Here is a 14,742-nt window from a genome sequence, read left to right as displayed (position 1 = left end):
AATCGAGCAATTTTTTGCAAATTAATTGAGAAAAAATAGTCTTTAAACTGTTTTTTCTCAATTAACTCAGATTCAAATTATTATCTATAAATTCCAAGTATTTCCATACCATGAAAATGTTGAATAAATGTACACAGTAATGGCTTTTTGTACTTAAAATAATTCCCAAATCCTAACATGAACACATCTTTGAATTGATTTTATTGACACATACCACCTATAAATTAGCTAAATACATGTGAAAATTAATCCCTTAATATAAGGTGCATTTCATTCAACATGAATTAAAAGACTAAACCTATAGACTAAAGCCTAATAAAAAAATCTTAAAACTCTCAATTCAAACATTATTAAATCAAATCCCCTATATCTTAACATTTTAAGTTTAAAAATGCAGATGGATTGCATTCTCATTAAAGTCAAAAATCAGTATTTTGTTCAATATTGGGCTATTTTTGCCCATTTAAACCCTTGGTCTTAAAAAACACACATTTACTCTTAATTCAAATAAAAAAAAGCACACATTAGAGTGTGCTTTTTCAAAACCAGAACAGCTTAACCTGCTTGATCAAACATCATGTTACGAATGTGACCGATTGCTTTTGTCGGGTTTAAGCCCTTAGGACAAACAGATACACAGTTCATGATGCCTTTACAGCGGAACAAAGAGAACGGATCATCTAAACGAGCCAAACGATCTTGGGTTGCAGTATCACGCGAATCAATAATGAAACGGTATGCATTCAATAGTGCTGAAGGACCCAAGAATTTATCAGGGTTCCACCAGAACGATGGGCATGCTGTAGAACAACAAGCACATAGAATACATTCATACAAACCATCTAAGTGTTCACGCTCTTCTGGAGACTGTAAACGCTCTTTCGGTGGCGCTGGCTGATTATTAATCAGGAATGGCTCAATTTTGTCATACTGATCGTAGAACTGGTTCATGTCTACAACCAAATCTTTCACAACTGGAAGACCTGGTAATGGACGAACAGTAATCACGTCAGGTAAATCGTTTAGATTCCAAAGACACGCCAAACCGTTTTTACCATTAATGTTCACACCATCCGAACCACAAATACCTTCACGGCAAGAACGACGGAATGTTAATGACTCATCTTCAACTTTTAATGCCAAAAGCGCATCAAGCAACATACGGTGCTTATCAGTCAACTCAAGTTTAAAAGTTTGCATGTACGGTGCTTTATCCTTATCAGGATCATAGCGGTAGATATTAAATGTACGAATACCTCTACTCATCTCATTTCTCCCAATTAGAATGTACGTGGCTTAGGTGGAATAGCATCAACCGATAATGGACGGTAGCGCACAGGTTTGTATTCAAGACGATTGTCTGATGAATACCATAATGTGTGCTTCATCCACTCATCATCACGACGGCCGTAAGAGTATGTTGGGTGATCTGGTGGTAGCTCGAAGTCTACAACCGTATGCGCACCACGACACTCTTTACGAGCAGCAGCTGAAATAAGTGTTGCTTTAGCCACTTCATACAAGTTTTCAACTTCCAAAGCTTCAACACGTGCAGTGTTAAATACTTTCGATTTGTCTTTCAAATGAATGTTACGAATACGTGGTTCAAGTGCAAGAATTTCTTTTACACCTTTTTCAAGAAGTGCAGTTGTACGGAATACACCAGCATGGTCTTGAACGATATCACGAATTGCATCAGCAACGTCTTGTGCATTTTCACCTGTAGTCGATTCGTCAAGTTTACGAATACGTGCAACAGTTTGCTCAAGAACAGTTGTTGGAAGGGGTTGGTATTCATCACCGTGATGTTTAGTCACGTAATCAATAATATGCTCACCCGCAGCTTTACCAAATACTACAAGGTCAAGCAATGAGTTTGTACCTAAACGGTTTGCACCATGTACAGATACACATGAACACTCACCGATTGCATAGAAACCTTTTACAGGTTTAGTGAAGTTACGTTCACCTGCATTGTGTGAATATACATCAGTGTCTTTGTCGTAACTTGCTTCAAGCGCAACTGTTTCTGGGCTTTCAGGCAATACAACTTGACCATGAATGTTTGTAGGAATACCACCCATTTGATAATGGATTGTCGGTACTACAGGAATTGGCTCTTTAGTGATGTCAACGTTCGCGAATTTCTTACCAATCTCAAATACAGATGGAAGACGCTTCATGATCGTTTCAGCACCCAAGTGCGTCATATCAAGCAAGATGTGATCTTTCTTCGGACCACAACCACGACCTTCTTTAATTTCTTGGTCCATAGAGCGTGATACGAAGTCACGTGGTGCCAAGTCTTTAAGAGTAGGTGCATAGCGTTCCATGAACGGCTCGCCTGAATCGTTACGAAGGATTGCACCTTCACCACGACAACCTTCTGTTAACAATACGCCTGCGCCAGCAACACCCGTTGGGTGGAACTGCCAGAATTCCATATCTTGTAATGGAATACCTGCACGCGCTGCCATACCAAGACCGTCACCAGTGTTGATATATGCGTTAGTAGATGCACGATACACACGACCCGCACCACCTGTAGCAAACAATGTTGCTTTTGCTTGGAATACAGCAATTTTACCCGTTTCTTGGTCAATTGCAGTCACACCAAGTACATCACCAGCGTCGTTACGGATTAAATCTAATGCAATCCATTCAACGAAGAACTGAGTACCCATTTTCACGTTGCTTTGATAAAGCGTATGAAGCAGTGCATGACCTGTACGATCGGCAGCAGCACAAGCGCGAGGTACAGCTTTTTCGCCGTAGTTCGCAGAGTGACCACCGAATGGACGTTGGTAAATTGTACCGTCCGCATTACGGTCAAATGGCATACCCAAGTGCTCTAACTCATAAACCACTTGTGGTGCTTCGCGCGTCATAAACTCAATCGCGTCTTGATCACCTAACCAATCTGAACCTTTTACTGTGTCATAAAAGTGGTAGTGCCAATTATCTTCTTGCATATTACCAAGAGATGCACCAATACCACCCTGTGCTGCCACAGTGTGCGAACGTGTTGGGAAAACTTTAGTCAGTACCGCAACTTTCAAACCCGCTTGAGCAAGCTGGTAAGACGCACGCATACCTGAACCACCACCACCAACGATGACTGCATCGAAAGTTTCGTGTGGAATATTTGTGTAATCTTCTTTAGGGTTTATAGCGCCCATGATTGTTTCCTATCAATTCGCCCAAAAAATCTGGATCGCCCAGATTGCATATGCCAACACAGCAATAATCACTGCTGAAGTAAGCACCATACGCAAACCATTCGCCGAAGGACCCATTTGACGAGTCGTCACATAGTCTGTGAATACTTGCCACATACCAATCCAAGCGTGTGCAACAAGAGATAAGACTGACAATAAAGACATAATCTTCATTGGAGTTGTCATCATGAAGCCGTACCACTGTTCATAGCTGAAGCCGCTGTTACACAGGATCCAACCTAAAATAACAACAGTATAAACAGCCAAAATCACAGCACTAACACGTTGAATGAACCAATCGCGAGAACCCGAACCTGTAAAGCCTGTAGCACTTTTCATTAGAGTACGATCCATACAAATGACGCAACGATACCGATTGCAGACAAGATTAATGCGATTGTAGATGCCATGCGACCACTTTCAAGCTCTTCAGCCACACCAACGTCAGCAAGTAAATGCTTAACACCAGCGATAAAGTGGAAAATCAAGCCAGCTACAAATACCCATACGATAAAACGCACAACAAAACCATTTAGGATTTCTTGAACTTGTGCAAAACCTTCTGGAGATGACAATGATTTGTCCAGAAGCCACAATAGTACCGGTACGAGTAAAAATACGATGACACCAGAAAGACGGTGTAGAATTGATGCAATAGCCACAGGGGATTTTAAGTTTACTTCTAAAACTTGACCCATGGACAAATTGACAGGTCTGTTGCTTTTCACAGCGGGCATCCTGTAAGTAAAAACTCCATCCGGAGTTTGTTGGAATTAATTCGAAGGAAAGCTGGCATTTTTAGGTAAGTGACTACCTAAAGTATTATACGACACGGAATTATAAAACTTCCCCTATCAAATTACAAACACATGCTGGTTCGATATAAAACAAAAATTAATTAAATAAGAATCATTTACATCTCTATTTGTAAATTTAAGCTTAATTAAAACATCTTTATTTGCTTTAACTCTCTATTTTTAAATAACTATTTAATTTTTCAACTTATTAAAACTTATTTGCTCAGTTTTAATGGTGCTATAGACTAAAGGCTAACAGCGAAATTAAATACAAAATTTATTTATTTAATTTCTATAAATATCAATATCTTAAAATAAAAAAACATCCTTATAAATAAAGCCTTTATATCTTATTAGAAAAATCCATGATTTACCTGATCTGCATTATTTTCACTGATAAGCCATTATTTTATTGTTCATCATTTAAGTGAAATCTGAGATTCATCACAAAAGATTGCAATAAAGTGCGTAATAAATTATTGATTATTTTTAAATCCATTCAGCTTAAAAAGCGCATTTGCATGGAGTTTTTGATTAAAAATGAAAAAAAATATTTCAAGAAAAAAAGTGTTTTTTATTTCTATTTGATTGCCCTTTATTGCGCTTAAAATTTCGTGTTTTCGCATAATTCAGTCACTTACAATACTTAAATAGAGTCAGCGTAGCGATTGAAATTCGTTGTTAAAATAGATTAAAACGACAAAATATACACGTTCTCGCTATTTTTTTTCTGCACCTCTGCCCTAAATTGTCTTATGATACTGCGGCGTAGTAAAAGACTGTCTTACTTAAAAATTTGTTGTGAATGAAGCTGCCTCGACAGTTCATTTGTTTCATCCATTAGTATTATTGACATTTTTGAGCTACTCACTAAGCTTGAACCAAATTTAATACCGTCTAACCCGATGACAAAACAGATTATTCTGGGTTAGATAAAACATTCACCAGGACAGGAGATCTATTGAATGTCTGAAGCAACTGGCAAAAAAGCCGTATTACAACTTGATGGCAAAGAAATTGAATTACCAATTTACAGCGGCACGTTGGGCCCAGATGTAATCGACGTTAAAGATGTATTGACCTCAGGTCACTTTACTTTTGATCCTGGTTTTATGGCGACTGCTGCGTGTGAGTCTAAAATTACATTCATCGATGGTGCTAAAGGTGTACTTTTACACCGTGGTTACCCAATCGACCAGTTAGCGACTAAAGCTGATTATCTAGAAACTTGTTATTTACTTTTAAATGGCGAACTTCCAACAGCTGAACAAAAAGTTGAATTTGACGCTAAAGTTCGTAACCATACTATGGTTCATGACCAAGTGAGCCGTTTCTACAATGGTTTCCGTCGTGATGCACATCCTATGGCGATCATGGTTGGTGTTGTTGGTGCGTTGTCTGCGTTCTATCACAACAACTTGGATATCGAAAATGTTGATCACCGTGAAATCACGGCGATCCGTTTAATCGCAAAAATTCCAACTTTAGCGGCTTGGAGCTACAAGTACACAATTGGTCAAGCATTTGTTTACCCACGTAACGACTTGAACTACGCTGAAAACTTCCTTCACATGATGTTCGCTACGCCTGCTGATCGTGATTACAAAGTAGATCCAATTCTTGCAAAAGCAATGGATCGTATTTTCACACTTCATGCTGATCACGAACAAAATGCGTCTACGTCTACTGTACGTTTAGCTGGTTCTACTGGTGCTAACCCGTATGCATGTATTGCTGCTGGTATTTCTGCACTTTGGGGACCTGCTCACGGTGGTGCGAACGAAGCTGTTCTTAAGATGCTTGATGAAATCGGCTCTGTAGAAAACGTTGCTGACTTCATGGAAAAAGTGAAAACTAAAGAAGTTAAACTTATGGGCTTCGGTCACCGAGTTTATAAAAACTTCGATCCACGTGCGAAAGTAATGAAAGAAACATGTGATGAAGTTCTTGCTGCTTTAGGCATTAACGATCCACAACTTGCTTTGGCTATGGAACTTGAGCGTATTGCGTTATCTGACGAATACTTCATTAAACGTAATCTTTATCCAAACGTAGATTTCTACTCAGGTATCATCCTTAAAGCGATTGGTATCCCAACAGAAATGTTTACTGTAATCTTCGCTCTTGCACGTACAGTGGGTTGGATCAGCCACTGGTTAGAAATGCATAGCAGTGCTTACAAAATTGGTCGTCCACGTCAACTTTACACAGGTGAAGTTAAACGTGACATCCAAGGTCGTTAATTCTTTAAGAATGAATTGATTTTAAAACCACCCTTTTGGGTGGTTTTTTTTATCGCTATCTTTTTAGCAATGAGATTCTGTATGGATAATTTCTTAGAGCTAAATTTAAGCTTTCGTTATAGCCATTAAAGTATAGCCATTAAAGTATAGCCATTTAAATATAGCCATTTAAATATAGCCATTAAGGTCTAGTTTGTGATTTTATTGAACCTTGAATCAATTAAACCTAAGCTCATTTGCTTGCGAAAATTATTGTTCTAAAAAATGATCTATAAGTAAAAAAGCCCCAATCAATATTGGAGCTTTTTTAATAATTAAATTTACGTTTAAGAACGCGTTTCATAATGCGTTAAATCGAGCTTATTGAGTCTCTGACGTAATTTGTTTAAAGACCAAGGCCACGCTGCAAAATTCTTCCCATTGCTGTCTAAATAGTAACTCTTACAGCCTCCACTGTTAAAAACGGTTGTTTTTAAATGCTTTTGGACCAAGTGATTATGTTGTTTGAGCACATTTTTCTTAATCATCATGCGAGATAATTTTTGATCACGCATCTGGACTAAACCACTAATAATATAGTCCAGTTGTGCCTCAGCAATTCCAATAAAAGAGTCATAGACCAATATATTTGGCCCCAACACTAAAAAAGCATTGGGTACATTTTCAATACTGGTCCCCAAATAAGCTTCGGGAGAGCTATTTTTCCAACGATCAGCCAATAGACCGCCGCCAATATCATAAACTCGTTGACCAATCGGAGGATGGGAAACTTCAAAACCTGTGCCCCAAATAATCACATCAACCTCATGACGTTCGCCATTTGCCGCAATAACAACATTATTTTCAATTTCAACCAAGCCGTGAGGAATCAAGCTCACATTGTTTTGTTGTAGCGCTGGATAATAATTATTGGCAAACAATAAGCGCTTACAACCAATATCGAAGTTCGGTGTAACATCTTTAAGCAACTTGGCATCAGAAATCTGTGTTCTTAACCATTGTCGACTGATCATATTGATCGGCTTCAATACTTTAGGGTTGCGAAGACCAAAATTGATTCCATTCAAAATCTGAGCAATACTTTTTCGCCAGATCTGCTGAATTATTGGGAATTGCCCACTCACTTTTTGCGCTTTTTCGTTCAGGTCCATATCTGCTTTCGGCAATACCCACGGCGCAGTACGCTGAAACACATAAAGTTCTTTTGCTAAGGGTTGTACTTGCGGAATAAACTGAATTGCTGAAGCGCCTGTACCGATCACCGCAACACGTTTACCAGTTAAATCATAATCATGATTCCAACGCGCAGAATGGAACATTTCCCCTTTAAAGGACTCTATTCCCTTCAGCTTAGGCATCGAAGGTTCTGTAATCGGCCCTGTACTAAAGATTACTGTTTTGGCCTGATACAGACCTTTAGCTGTTTCTAAATTCCAAATATTCTGCTTTTCATCCCATTTTGCACTAAGAAGCTCATGATCAAATTTAATCTTCTCAGCCAAATCATATTTTTGAACCACGTCTTCTAAGTAGCTCAAAATTTCAGGCTGTTTCGCAAATAAGTGACTCCACTGATGACTGGGTGAAAAAGAAAAGGAATACAATGCCGAAGGAACATCACAACCACAACCAGGGTAGTTATTATCACGCCATGTCCCACCTACCCGATTGGCCTTTTCCAGCACTAAATAATCGTGATAACCCGCTTGATTCATTTTATAAGCAGCTGCAATACCAGAAATACCCGCACCAATCACAATGGTGTCATAGACCCGCAAAGCCGATTGTTGCACCGCTAAAGATTTAGAGCGTTGCTTAGTTTTGATCTGTGTTTTGTCTTTTGACTCAAGTTTGAGCGGCGTTTCTACTGATGAATCTGTTATTACTTCGTTTTCCAAAGTTTCATTTTCTAATGTCATTTTTATTCCCTAATCAGTTTATTTCACAAACTTTTTAAACCATGGATATCCAATACCGAGCATTTTGCTATACAGCACAGGAGAAGCTCGCTTGAGTAGCCAAAACAACTTTGCATCTGGCTGAGGAATGGTATACAAACGCCCTGCATCCAAATTATTCAAGGTTTTTTTAACCACCTCATCGCTGGTGATAAAGGCGTGATTTTGTAGTAAGTCATCCGCCAGACCTGAATAATGAGCAGGTAAGCGACCATTTTTCATGATGTTGGTGGGTACCAAGGTAGGGCAAAGTACATTAACGCGAATGTGATCTTGGCGGAGTTCAGCTGAAAGTGTTTCTGACAAGGCCAATACACTGGATTTAGTAACGTTATACGCTGCCATTTCAGGTGCCGCGGTATAAGCTGCGGCTGAAGCCACATTAATTATTGCGCCAAAACCTTGTTGCTTAAAATTAGGAACAAAATAATGACACCCGTGAATTACACCCCATAGATTGACGTGCATACACCATTGCCAATCTTCTAGAGAAACGTCTTCGAATTTGCCACCCAAGCCAACGCCTGCATTGTTAACCACTAACGATACTGGATGCCTCAATAAGTGTTCCGCCTGCTCAGCTAAAGCTTGAACCGCATCTTTATCACCGACATCGCATTGAACAGCATATGCGTTTTGTTCTGTTTGAGATTGAATGAGCTGAACTGTCTCTTCCGCGGCTGCTAAGTTAATATCCGCACAAACAATATCACCGCCTCGCTTTGCTAATTCCAGCGCAAAACTTCGACCAATACCGCTACCCGCTCCAGTGACCACTGCATATGCTTGATGACTTGGCTTTCTTTTTTTTTTTAAAAGTCCCATTACCAAAATTCCATAAACGATTGAATGAATGTCATGCGTAAATCAAATGCGAAAACTAATCACTTTCGAAGTGCAGGTGTAAACTCTTTAACAAAATAGGGCGCAAGCACACCATTTTCAGGATTCAACAATTTTTCTTTGTAGTATTCAAGAAATGCCGACGTATCATGATCATTGGGATGAAAACTCGGACGCAAATAATCGAAAATATGTTTGATCGAGCTACCGTAAACGCCATCTTTTAACCCAAAAATCAAAACAAAACTGCGTGGAATATCTTTCCAATAACTCCAACGAATCAAATTACTAGGCTTACGATAAAATGGAACAATCGTTGATGCTACAGAAATGAGCAGCAATATCGTGATTAATGCAGGAAAGAAACCCGCGATACGCAATGCATAATTATTGGATAGCGTTTGGAATACATCATAGGCAATATCTTTATGTTCAGATTCTTCTAACATATGCCACATCCAGATCGCACGCTGTTTTTCGTCTTGTGAGCGAAAGAATATTTCTTCATGATTCATCATATATTCTGCAAGAACGGCTGTGAAATGCTCGATTCCTGCCATTAAAGACAATTTCATCGGTTGCGGTAAACGGTTGAACCCGTATTCAAAAACATAACCTGCTAAAAAACGGAAAAACTTAACCGGCAAATCAATTTCCATATAGGCATCATTCATTTCTTCATGCATTTTTGAATGAATGGCTTCTTGCCCTATCAATGACGTGACACGTTGCTTCAACAATGGGTCTTGGATAAAGTCACGATGATAGCGCGCTGTATCAATCACCAGATCCTCGCCTAATGTTAAAAATATAGACAGTGATGCAAAATAGGCACTTGCCAGTTCAGCATCCATAAAGAATTTTGGATCCAGTAATTTCGGATCAAAATCAAATTTCATATGACGAATAGGAATAATTCCAGATTGCTGATCGGCGTTAAATTCTGGACCTGAAAAAACCTGATGTATTTTATTTTTAACCCGCTTTGTAAACAGCATGATAGACACCCTTCCCAATCTACTTATCTCAACAATTCATTTCGACAAAATTCACAATTTATGTGAATCAATCAACATTATTAAGGACGTTAAGCCAAAAAATAATGAAGAACATTTGCCAAAATAGTCTTTTGATTAGCAGATAGTGACTATCTATACTGATTGTTGAACAATATTGAGTGACTCATATCAGCAAAAGTTAGTTTTGTATCAATTAAGGACATGGGCTATGATTTTAAAAATAAGCTTGCTTGAAGATTTGCGTTATTGTTTATTAGCAATGGATCTTTCTTAAAAATAGGAAAAATGAATGCCGACGTTATGGCCTATTGTGATTCGTCTATTAAAGTTAGAGCGGTTTAAATATCGGCATTTAACCTTAGGCGAAATTCAAATTTCACAAAAAGTGTATGGTGATTTGATTGCTTATGATCAAGTAAAGATCCTGAATCACCCTTATTTACCTTGGCAACCGAAAAACGTGCTCATGGCTCCGCAAGGATACATTCACATTCGCAATGCACATTATCGTGATGATTTCAGTCAAGAAAGCTTAAGCTATCAAGCTATTTTTATTCATGAAATGGCACATGTTTTACAACATCAACAGCATGTCAATGTGCTCATACACGGTGCTATTTTACAAAGCTTATTTTACTTATCCTTCGGCCGCTATAATCCATACAGCTATCAACTAAAAGCAGGAAAGAAGTTTTCTGAATATAATATTGAACAACAAGGTGATATCGCGAGAGATATTTTCTTAGGACAAATTCCCAATATTATTCATGCGTCTCATCATGATTCATTGATTTCTTGAATTGAGATTAAAGTCTCATTGAGATGAGTAAATTCATACACACTCAGTTCTTATACTTACCTCTTAAAATTGAATATAAAATTTTTTGTAAAATAATGAAGATCATTAAAAATCACACTGTTTTCGTTTCAGTTTATCAATTTGTTTGCTTCATGTTGAATATTCCACACTAAACGCTAGTATCTGATTTATTTTTAGATAGAATACGTAAGAGTCATAATTTTTGCCGTGCAAAAAATAAGATTTTTATTTTAATTGTTTGATGAATTTGATTTTTAGCCATTTGGCCGTGTAACGTATCAGACACATGCTGCTGAACAATCATACTTATACAAATCAGCAAGTTGTGTATATTTAACCTACAGGAATAGGACTTGGTTTTAATGAATAGTTTTAAAGTTTCACTTGCTCAATTCTCTCCGCATACTGGCAACGTGCCTGCTAATGTTCAAAAAATGATTGAATTAGCCAACGAAGCAAAGCAGCAAAATGCAAATATTATTATTTTTCCTGAACTATCAACCATCGGCTATCCTGCAGAAGACTTAATTTTACGTCCAAGTCTAACCAAACGTACAGCTGAGGCATTCGAGCAATTAGCAACTGTAAAAGATATCGTGATGGTTTTTGGTTTCGTCAATCAAACTGAAAGTGGACATCGCTATAATTCTGCTGCCGTCATGAAAGATGGTCAAGTTTTAGGTGTTTACAATAAGCAAAATCTACCCAATTACAGTGTTTTTGACGAAAAACGCTACTTTGCCGAAGGTCATCAACATCTTGTGTTTGAATACCTTGGTCATAAATTTGGAGTATTAATCTGTGAAGATGTCTGGACCCTTGAAAGCGTTCAGCAACTCACTAAACTGAATGTTGAAAGCATCTTAGTGCTCAATGCATCGCCATACGAAGTTGGCAAACCCCAACATCGTATTTTGACCTTGAAAGAATTAGCCAAACAATTAAATGTGAATATCATTTATGCTAACCAAGTTGGTGGACAAGATGATCTCATTTTTGATGGTACAAGTTTCGTTATCAATCAATCAGGTGATGTTGCTCTAGAAGCGCCAAGCTTCAAAGAAGCACTTTATTTTGCTGAATATAATGCAGAACAGAAAGTCTATACATCTTCAGAAAAATCACCAAGCGTAGACACAATTGCCGAAATTTACCAAGCATTGGTTATGTCAACGCGCGATTATATTCAGAATTCAGGCTTTCCGGGTGTGATTTTGGGTCTTTCTGGCGGGATTGATTCTGCTTTGACACTTGCGATTGCAGTTGATGCGATTGGAGCAGACAAAGTACAAGCGGTGATGATGCCTTATACTTACACGTCACAAATCAGCGTAGAAGATGCAGCCGAACAGGCTAAGCGTTTAAACGTCACTTTCGGTATTGCTGAAATCCACCCGATCGTAAACAGTTTCATGCAAACCTTACACCCATTCTTTGGCAACTCTCCAGCGGACTCAACTGAAGAAAATCTGCAAGCTCGTGCGCGCGGAACGCTATTGATGGGACTATCCAATAAATTTGGTAATTTAGTGCTCTCCACAGGTAATAAATCTGAACTGGCTGTCGGCTATTGCACGCTTTACGGTGATATGGTCGGTGGATTTGCTGTACTCAAAGACGTTTACAAAACGATCGTTTTTGAATTGGCTAAATACCGCAATAGTCTTGAAAAAGTGCCTGTAATTCCAGAACGTGTGATTACTCGACCACCTTCTGCGGAGCTTCGTCCTGACCAGAAAGATCAAGACTCGTTACCGCCTTATGATGTTCTCGATGCCATTCTTTATGCTTATATCGAAGAAGATTTGAGCCAAGATGAAATTATCGAGAAAGGCTTTGATAAAGCTATAGTAGAAAAAGTCATTCAACTCGTTGATCGTAACGAATATAAGCGTCGTCAAGGCGCAATTGGGCCGCGCATTAGTTCTCGTGCATTTAGCCGTGAACGTCGCTATCCAATCGTCAATGGATGGAAAGCAGGTGTCTAACCAGATACTTGCAGAACAACTTGCTCAAGCACTTATGCTTGAGCAGGTTAAATTCATCAAAAAGAAACTCATTGAAACAGATAAAAATGATTACGTTGAAAAATTTGTTCATCAAATTTATCTAAAATCTGATGAGGTTTTATTAAAAGATGTCATCCAAGTAGAACAATTGAATGCAGTGGTGCAGAAATATGCATTCGATTTAAATCTAGGCCCAGAATTACTCGAATTTATTGGGGTAATTGCGCAAAAGATTCATCAATTTTCAGTGTCTAGTCAAACTTCAATCCAAGATCTCATTTCAGATCATACCTTTGAACTTTGGATCAATAAAATACTTGAACTAGATCAAGCCCGTTTTTATTTGCAAAGTACACTGCAAAACAATCCAAAAGCACAATTAATTAGTTTGCAACTCGCCAATCAGATTGTTGAGAGCAACACCCCATGGCTAGATCAACTACGCAAAGTGACTCATAAAAATAAAGGGATTACATCCAAACTATTAACCTTTGTTCAAGATCAACACCAAATTATTGAACTGAAGTTAGAACAACAACTCGCTCAAATGTTGTTAAAGCAATTGGGACATATCATTACTTTGCCAAGTGAAGAACTCAGCGAAATTGCCTTGGATGTTTGGTCAGAATTAAAAACCAAAAGCTTAAGTGAAACGACTTCGCAAATTGCAGCGATAGACTTAGAAGATTTCTTTATTTTAGTCTATGAGACTTGGAGAGAACTTCGTAAAATTCCACATATGCAAAATATTATTTTAGACGTTGTTCATGCTTTTTATACATATTTTGGTGACTATACTTTACAAGAGCTTTTGTTGGCAGTTGGTATTCAAGAGCAAGACTTGCATGAAGAATCGAAGCGCTTCGTTCCTTTTACTTTGAAAGCTTTTGAACATAAAAATATTTTAGATGATATTATAAATACCCTCATTGAACCTTTTTATAAAGATGAGAATACACTCTCTCTCATTGACACTCTGATCAATCAAAAAAACTGACAATAAGAATTTTTATTGATCAATATCTTTTTTAGCATCTTAAAACTTCTTGATATGTCGAATAAAAAAATTTTTTTACACATAGATTAAAATGACATTTTTTATCCTTACTCCCGTCATCTTCAAAATATTATTGAAAATTACTCATTCTTAACAAAGATCATCTTAATGAGACGGAAACATTTATATTTTTAGTCCAAATTGAGTTAGATAGCAGTATTTAAATCATTTGATGAAATTTGAGAATTTTAAGTGAGAGTCATCCATCAATAGGATTCTTTTTTTAATTTTTTGAAAATGGAGCGGGGGATTGAGCAATATATTTATTTTAATATGTTAGCGTCTGAATAGGATTTAAAAAAATGAATAAAACGCAGATAAAAAGAGACCTTGCAAGTGTGCAAGGTCTATAAAAATGGTGGCTATGACGGGACTTGAACCTGTGACCCCCGCATTATGAGTGCGGTGCTCTAACCAACTGAGCTACATAGCCATAAACTGTGGGCGCATTATCTAAATTTCTATAACTCACGTCAAGCAATTCAAAACCTCAATGTTCATAGTTTAAGCAAATCACATGCAAACGAATAAAATACATACATATTTATAATTTTATTGATATTGGCGTTCTATTAAATAGATTTCATGAAATTTTCCACGGCTAGAACCTAATATCCTTCCTATAAAATATGAATAAATAATCAACCGATAGCAATCAAAATATTAAAAATTGATATCTAAAAATTATTTAAAGAACAGAAAGACTTTGATTCATATTTTCGATGTTAAAATAAAAATCAGCTCTATAAATTTTAATTATATTTTGAACAACCTTAAA

The 14,742-nt window shown here is 37.5% G+C and carries 11 protein-coding genes and 1 tRNA gene; 4 read left to right on the top strand and 8 right to left on the bottom strand.

Translation table 11 applies throughout. The features are described 5' to 3' along the window. Positions 1 to 555 precede the first annotated feature (555 nt). From V5M36_RS04215 to sdhC, 4 genes are read right to left on the bottom strand one after another with little or no spacing between them, the layout of a single operon-like run. A complete protein-coding gene (locus V5M36_RS04215) occupies positions 556 to 1,266 on the bottom strand; it encodes a succinate dehydrogenase iron-sulfur subunit (RefSeq protein WP_338562332.1) in 711 nt (236 codons plus the stop codon). A 14-nt stretch (positions 1,267 to 1,280) separates the two neighbouring features. Then, on the bottom strand, positions 1,281 to 3,179 hold the full coding sequence (locus V5M36_RS04210) for an FAD-binding protein (RefSeq protein WP_338562329.1): 1,899 nt from the start codon (positions 3,177 to 3,179) through the stop codon (positions 1,281 to 1,283). Between the two features lie 12 nt (positions 3,180 to 3,191). After that, positions 3,192 to 3,557 (bottom strand): succinate dehydrogenase, hydrophobic membrane anchor protein, encoded by a 366-nt coding sequence (gene sdhD, locus V5M36_RS04205; protein ID WP_338562326.1) that lies wholly within the window; start codon positions 3,555 to 3,557, stop codon positions 3,192 to 3,194. Beyond that, positions 3,557 to 3,955, bottom strand: coding sequence for a succinate dehydrogenase, cytochrome b556 subunit (gene sdhC, locus V5M36_RS04200; RefSeq protein WP_067657003.1), 399 nt, complete (start codon positions 3,953 to 3,955; stop codon positions 3,557 to 3,559). Before sdhC ends, sdhD begins: the two co-directional genes overlap by 1 nt. 1,025 nt (positions 3,956 to 4,980) lie before the next feature. Between sdhC and gltA the strand changes: the two genes are divergently transcribed. Next, complete coding sequence (gltA, locus tag V5M36_RS04195) at positions 4,981 to 6,258, top strand: citrate synthase (RefSeq protein ID WP_338562321.1); 1,278 nt, start codon at positions 4,981 to 4,983, stop codon at positions 6,256 to 6,258. A 326-nt stretch (positions 6,259 to 6,584) separates the two neighbouring features. On the opposite strand, the gene V5M36_RS04190 is transcribed toward gltA, so the two are convergent. The 3 genes from V5M36_RS04190 to V5M36_RS04180 are packed head-to-tail and all read right to left on the bottom strand — an operon-like array spanning position 6,585 to position 10,057. Beyond that, positions 6,585 to 8,177, bottom strand: coding sequence for a flavin-containing monooxygenase (locus V5M36_RS04190; protein ID WP_338562319.1), 1,593 nt, complete (start codon positions 8,175 to 8,177; stop codon positions 6,585 to 6,587). A gap of 18 nt (positions 8,178 to 8,195) precedes the next feature. Next, on the bottom strand, positions 8,196 to 9,041 hold the full coding sequence (locus V5M36_RS04185; RefSeq protein ID WP_338562317.1) for an SDR family NAD(P)-dependent oxidoreductase: 846 nt from the start codon (positions 9,039 to 9,041) through the stop codon (positions 8,196 to 8,198). A gap of 59 nt (positions 9,042 to 9,100) precedes the next feature. Beyond that, on the bottom strand, positions 9,101 to 10,057 hold the full coding sequence (locus V5M36_RS04180) for a metal-dependent hydrolase (protein WP_338562315.1): 957 nt from the start codon (positions 10,055 to 10,057) through the stop codon (positions 9,101 to 9,103). Positions 10,058 to 10,367: 310 nt separating this feature from the next. On the opposite strand from V5M36_RS04180, the gene V5M36_RS04175 reads away from it, so the two are divergent. From V5M36_RS04175 to V5M36_RS04165, 3 genes are all read left to right on the top strand, one after another. Next, positions 10,368 to 10,877, top strand: coding sequence for a hypothetical protein (locus V5M36_RS04175; protein ID WP_338562312.1), 510 nt, complete (start codon positions 10,368 to 10,370; stop codon positions 10,875 to 10,877). Between the two features lie 383 nt (positions 10,878 to 11,260). Continuing rightward, positions 11,261 to 12,886 carry an NAD+ synthase gene (locus V5M36_RS04170; protein WP_338562309.1) on the top strand — a complete coding sequence of 542 codons (1,626 nt, stop codon included), beginning with the start codon at positions 11,261 to 11,263 and terminating at the stop codon, positions 12,884 to 12,886. Beyond that, positions 12,879 to 13,904: a hypothetical protein gene (locus V5M36_RS04165; RefSeq protein ID WP_338562306.1), complete on the top strand. Its 1,026-nt coding sequence runs from the start codon at positions 12,879 to 12,881 to the stop codon at positions 13,902 to 13,904. Before V5M36_RS04170 ends, V5M36_RS04165 begins: the two co-directional genes overlap by 8 nt. A 416-nt stretch (positions 13,905 to 14,320) precedes the next feature. Here V5M36_RS04165 and V5M36_RS04160 read toward each other — a convergent pair. Then, positions 14,321 to 14,397 (bottom strand) — tRNA-Met (locus V5M36_RS04160). Positions 14,398 to 14,742 lie beyond the last annotated feature (345 nt).

Origin of the sequence: Acinetobacter sp. KS-LM10, from assembly GCF_036896575.1 — a bacterium.
GTDB lineage: Bacteria > Pseudomonadota > Gammaproteobacteria > Pseudomonadales > Moraxellaceae > Acinetobacter > Acinetobacter avistercoris.
This window is presented reverse-complemented; position numbering and strand designations above follow the sequence as displayed.

What these genes read in the sequence shown, in the direction of transcription:
- sdhD (WP_338562326.1), bottom strand. Translation starts at nt 3,557, where the DNA reads ATGAAAAGTGCTACAGGCTTTACAGGTTCGGGTTCTCGCGATTGGTTC.
- V5M36_RS04185 (WP_338562317.1), bottom strand. Translation starts at nt 9,041, where the DNA reads ATGGGACTTTTAAAAAAAAAAAGAAAGCCAAGTCATCAAGCATATGCA.
- V5M36_RS04210 (WP_338562329.1), bottom strand. Translation starts at nt 3,179, where the DNA reads ATGGGCGCTATAAACCCTAAAGAAGATTACACAAATATTCCACACGAA.
- gltA (WP_338562321.1), top strand. Translation starts at nt 4,981, where the DNA reads ATGTCTGAAGCAACTGGCAAAAAAGCCGTATTACAACTTGATGGCAAA.
- V5M36_RS04190 (WP_338562319.1), bottom strand. Translation starts at nt 8,177, where the DNA reads ATGACATTAGAAAATGAAACTTTGGAAAACGAAGTAATAACAGATTCA.
- V5M36_RS04175 (WP_338562312.1), top strand. Translation starts at nt 10,368, where the DNA reads ATGCCGACGTTATGGCCTATTGTGATTCGTCTATTAAAGTTAGAGCGG.
- sdhC (WP_067657003.1), bottom strand. Translation starts at nt 3,955, where the DNA reads ATGCCCGCTGTGAAAAGCAACAGACCTGTCAATTTGTCCATGGGTCAA.
- V5M36_RS04180 (WP_338562315.1), bottom strand. Translation starts at nt 10,057, where the DNA reads ATGCTGTTTACAAAGCGGGTTAAAAATAAAATACATCAGGTTTTTTCA.
- V5M36_RS04215 (WP_338562332.1), bottom strand. Translation starts at nt 1,266, where the DNA reads ATGAGTAGAGGTATTCGTACATTTAATATCTACCGCTATGATCCTGAT.
- V5M36_RS04170 (WP_338562309.1), top strand. Translation starts at nt 11,261, where the DNA reads ATGAATAGTTTTAAAGTTTCACTTGCTCAATTCTCTCCGCATACTGGC.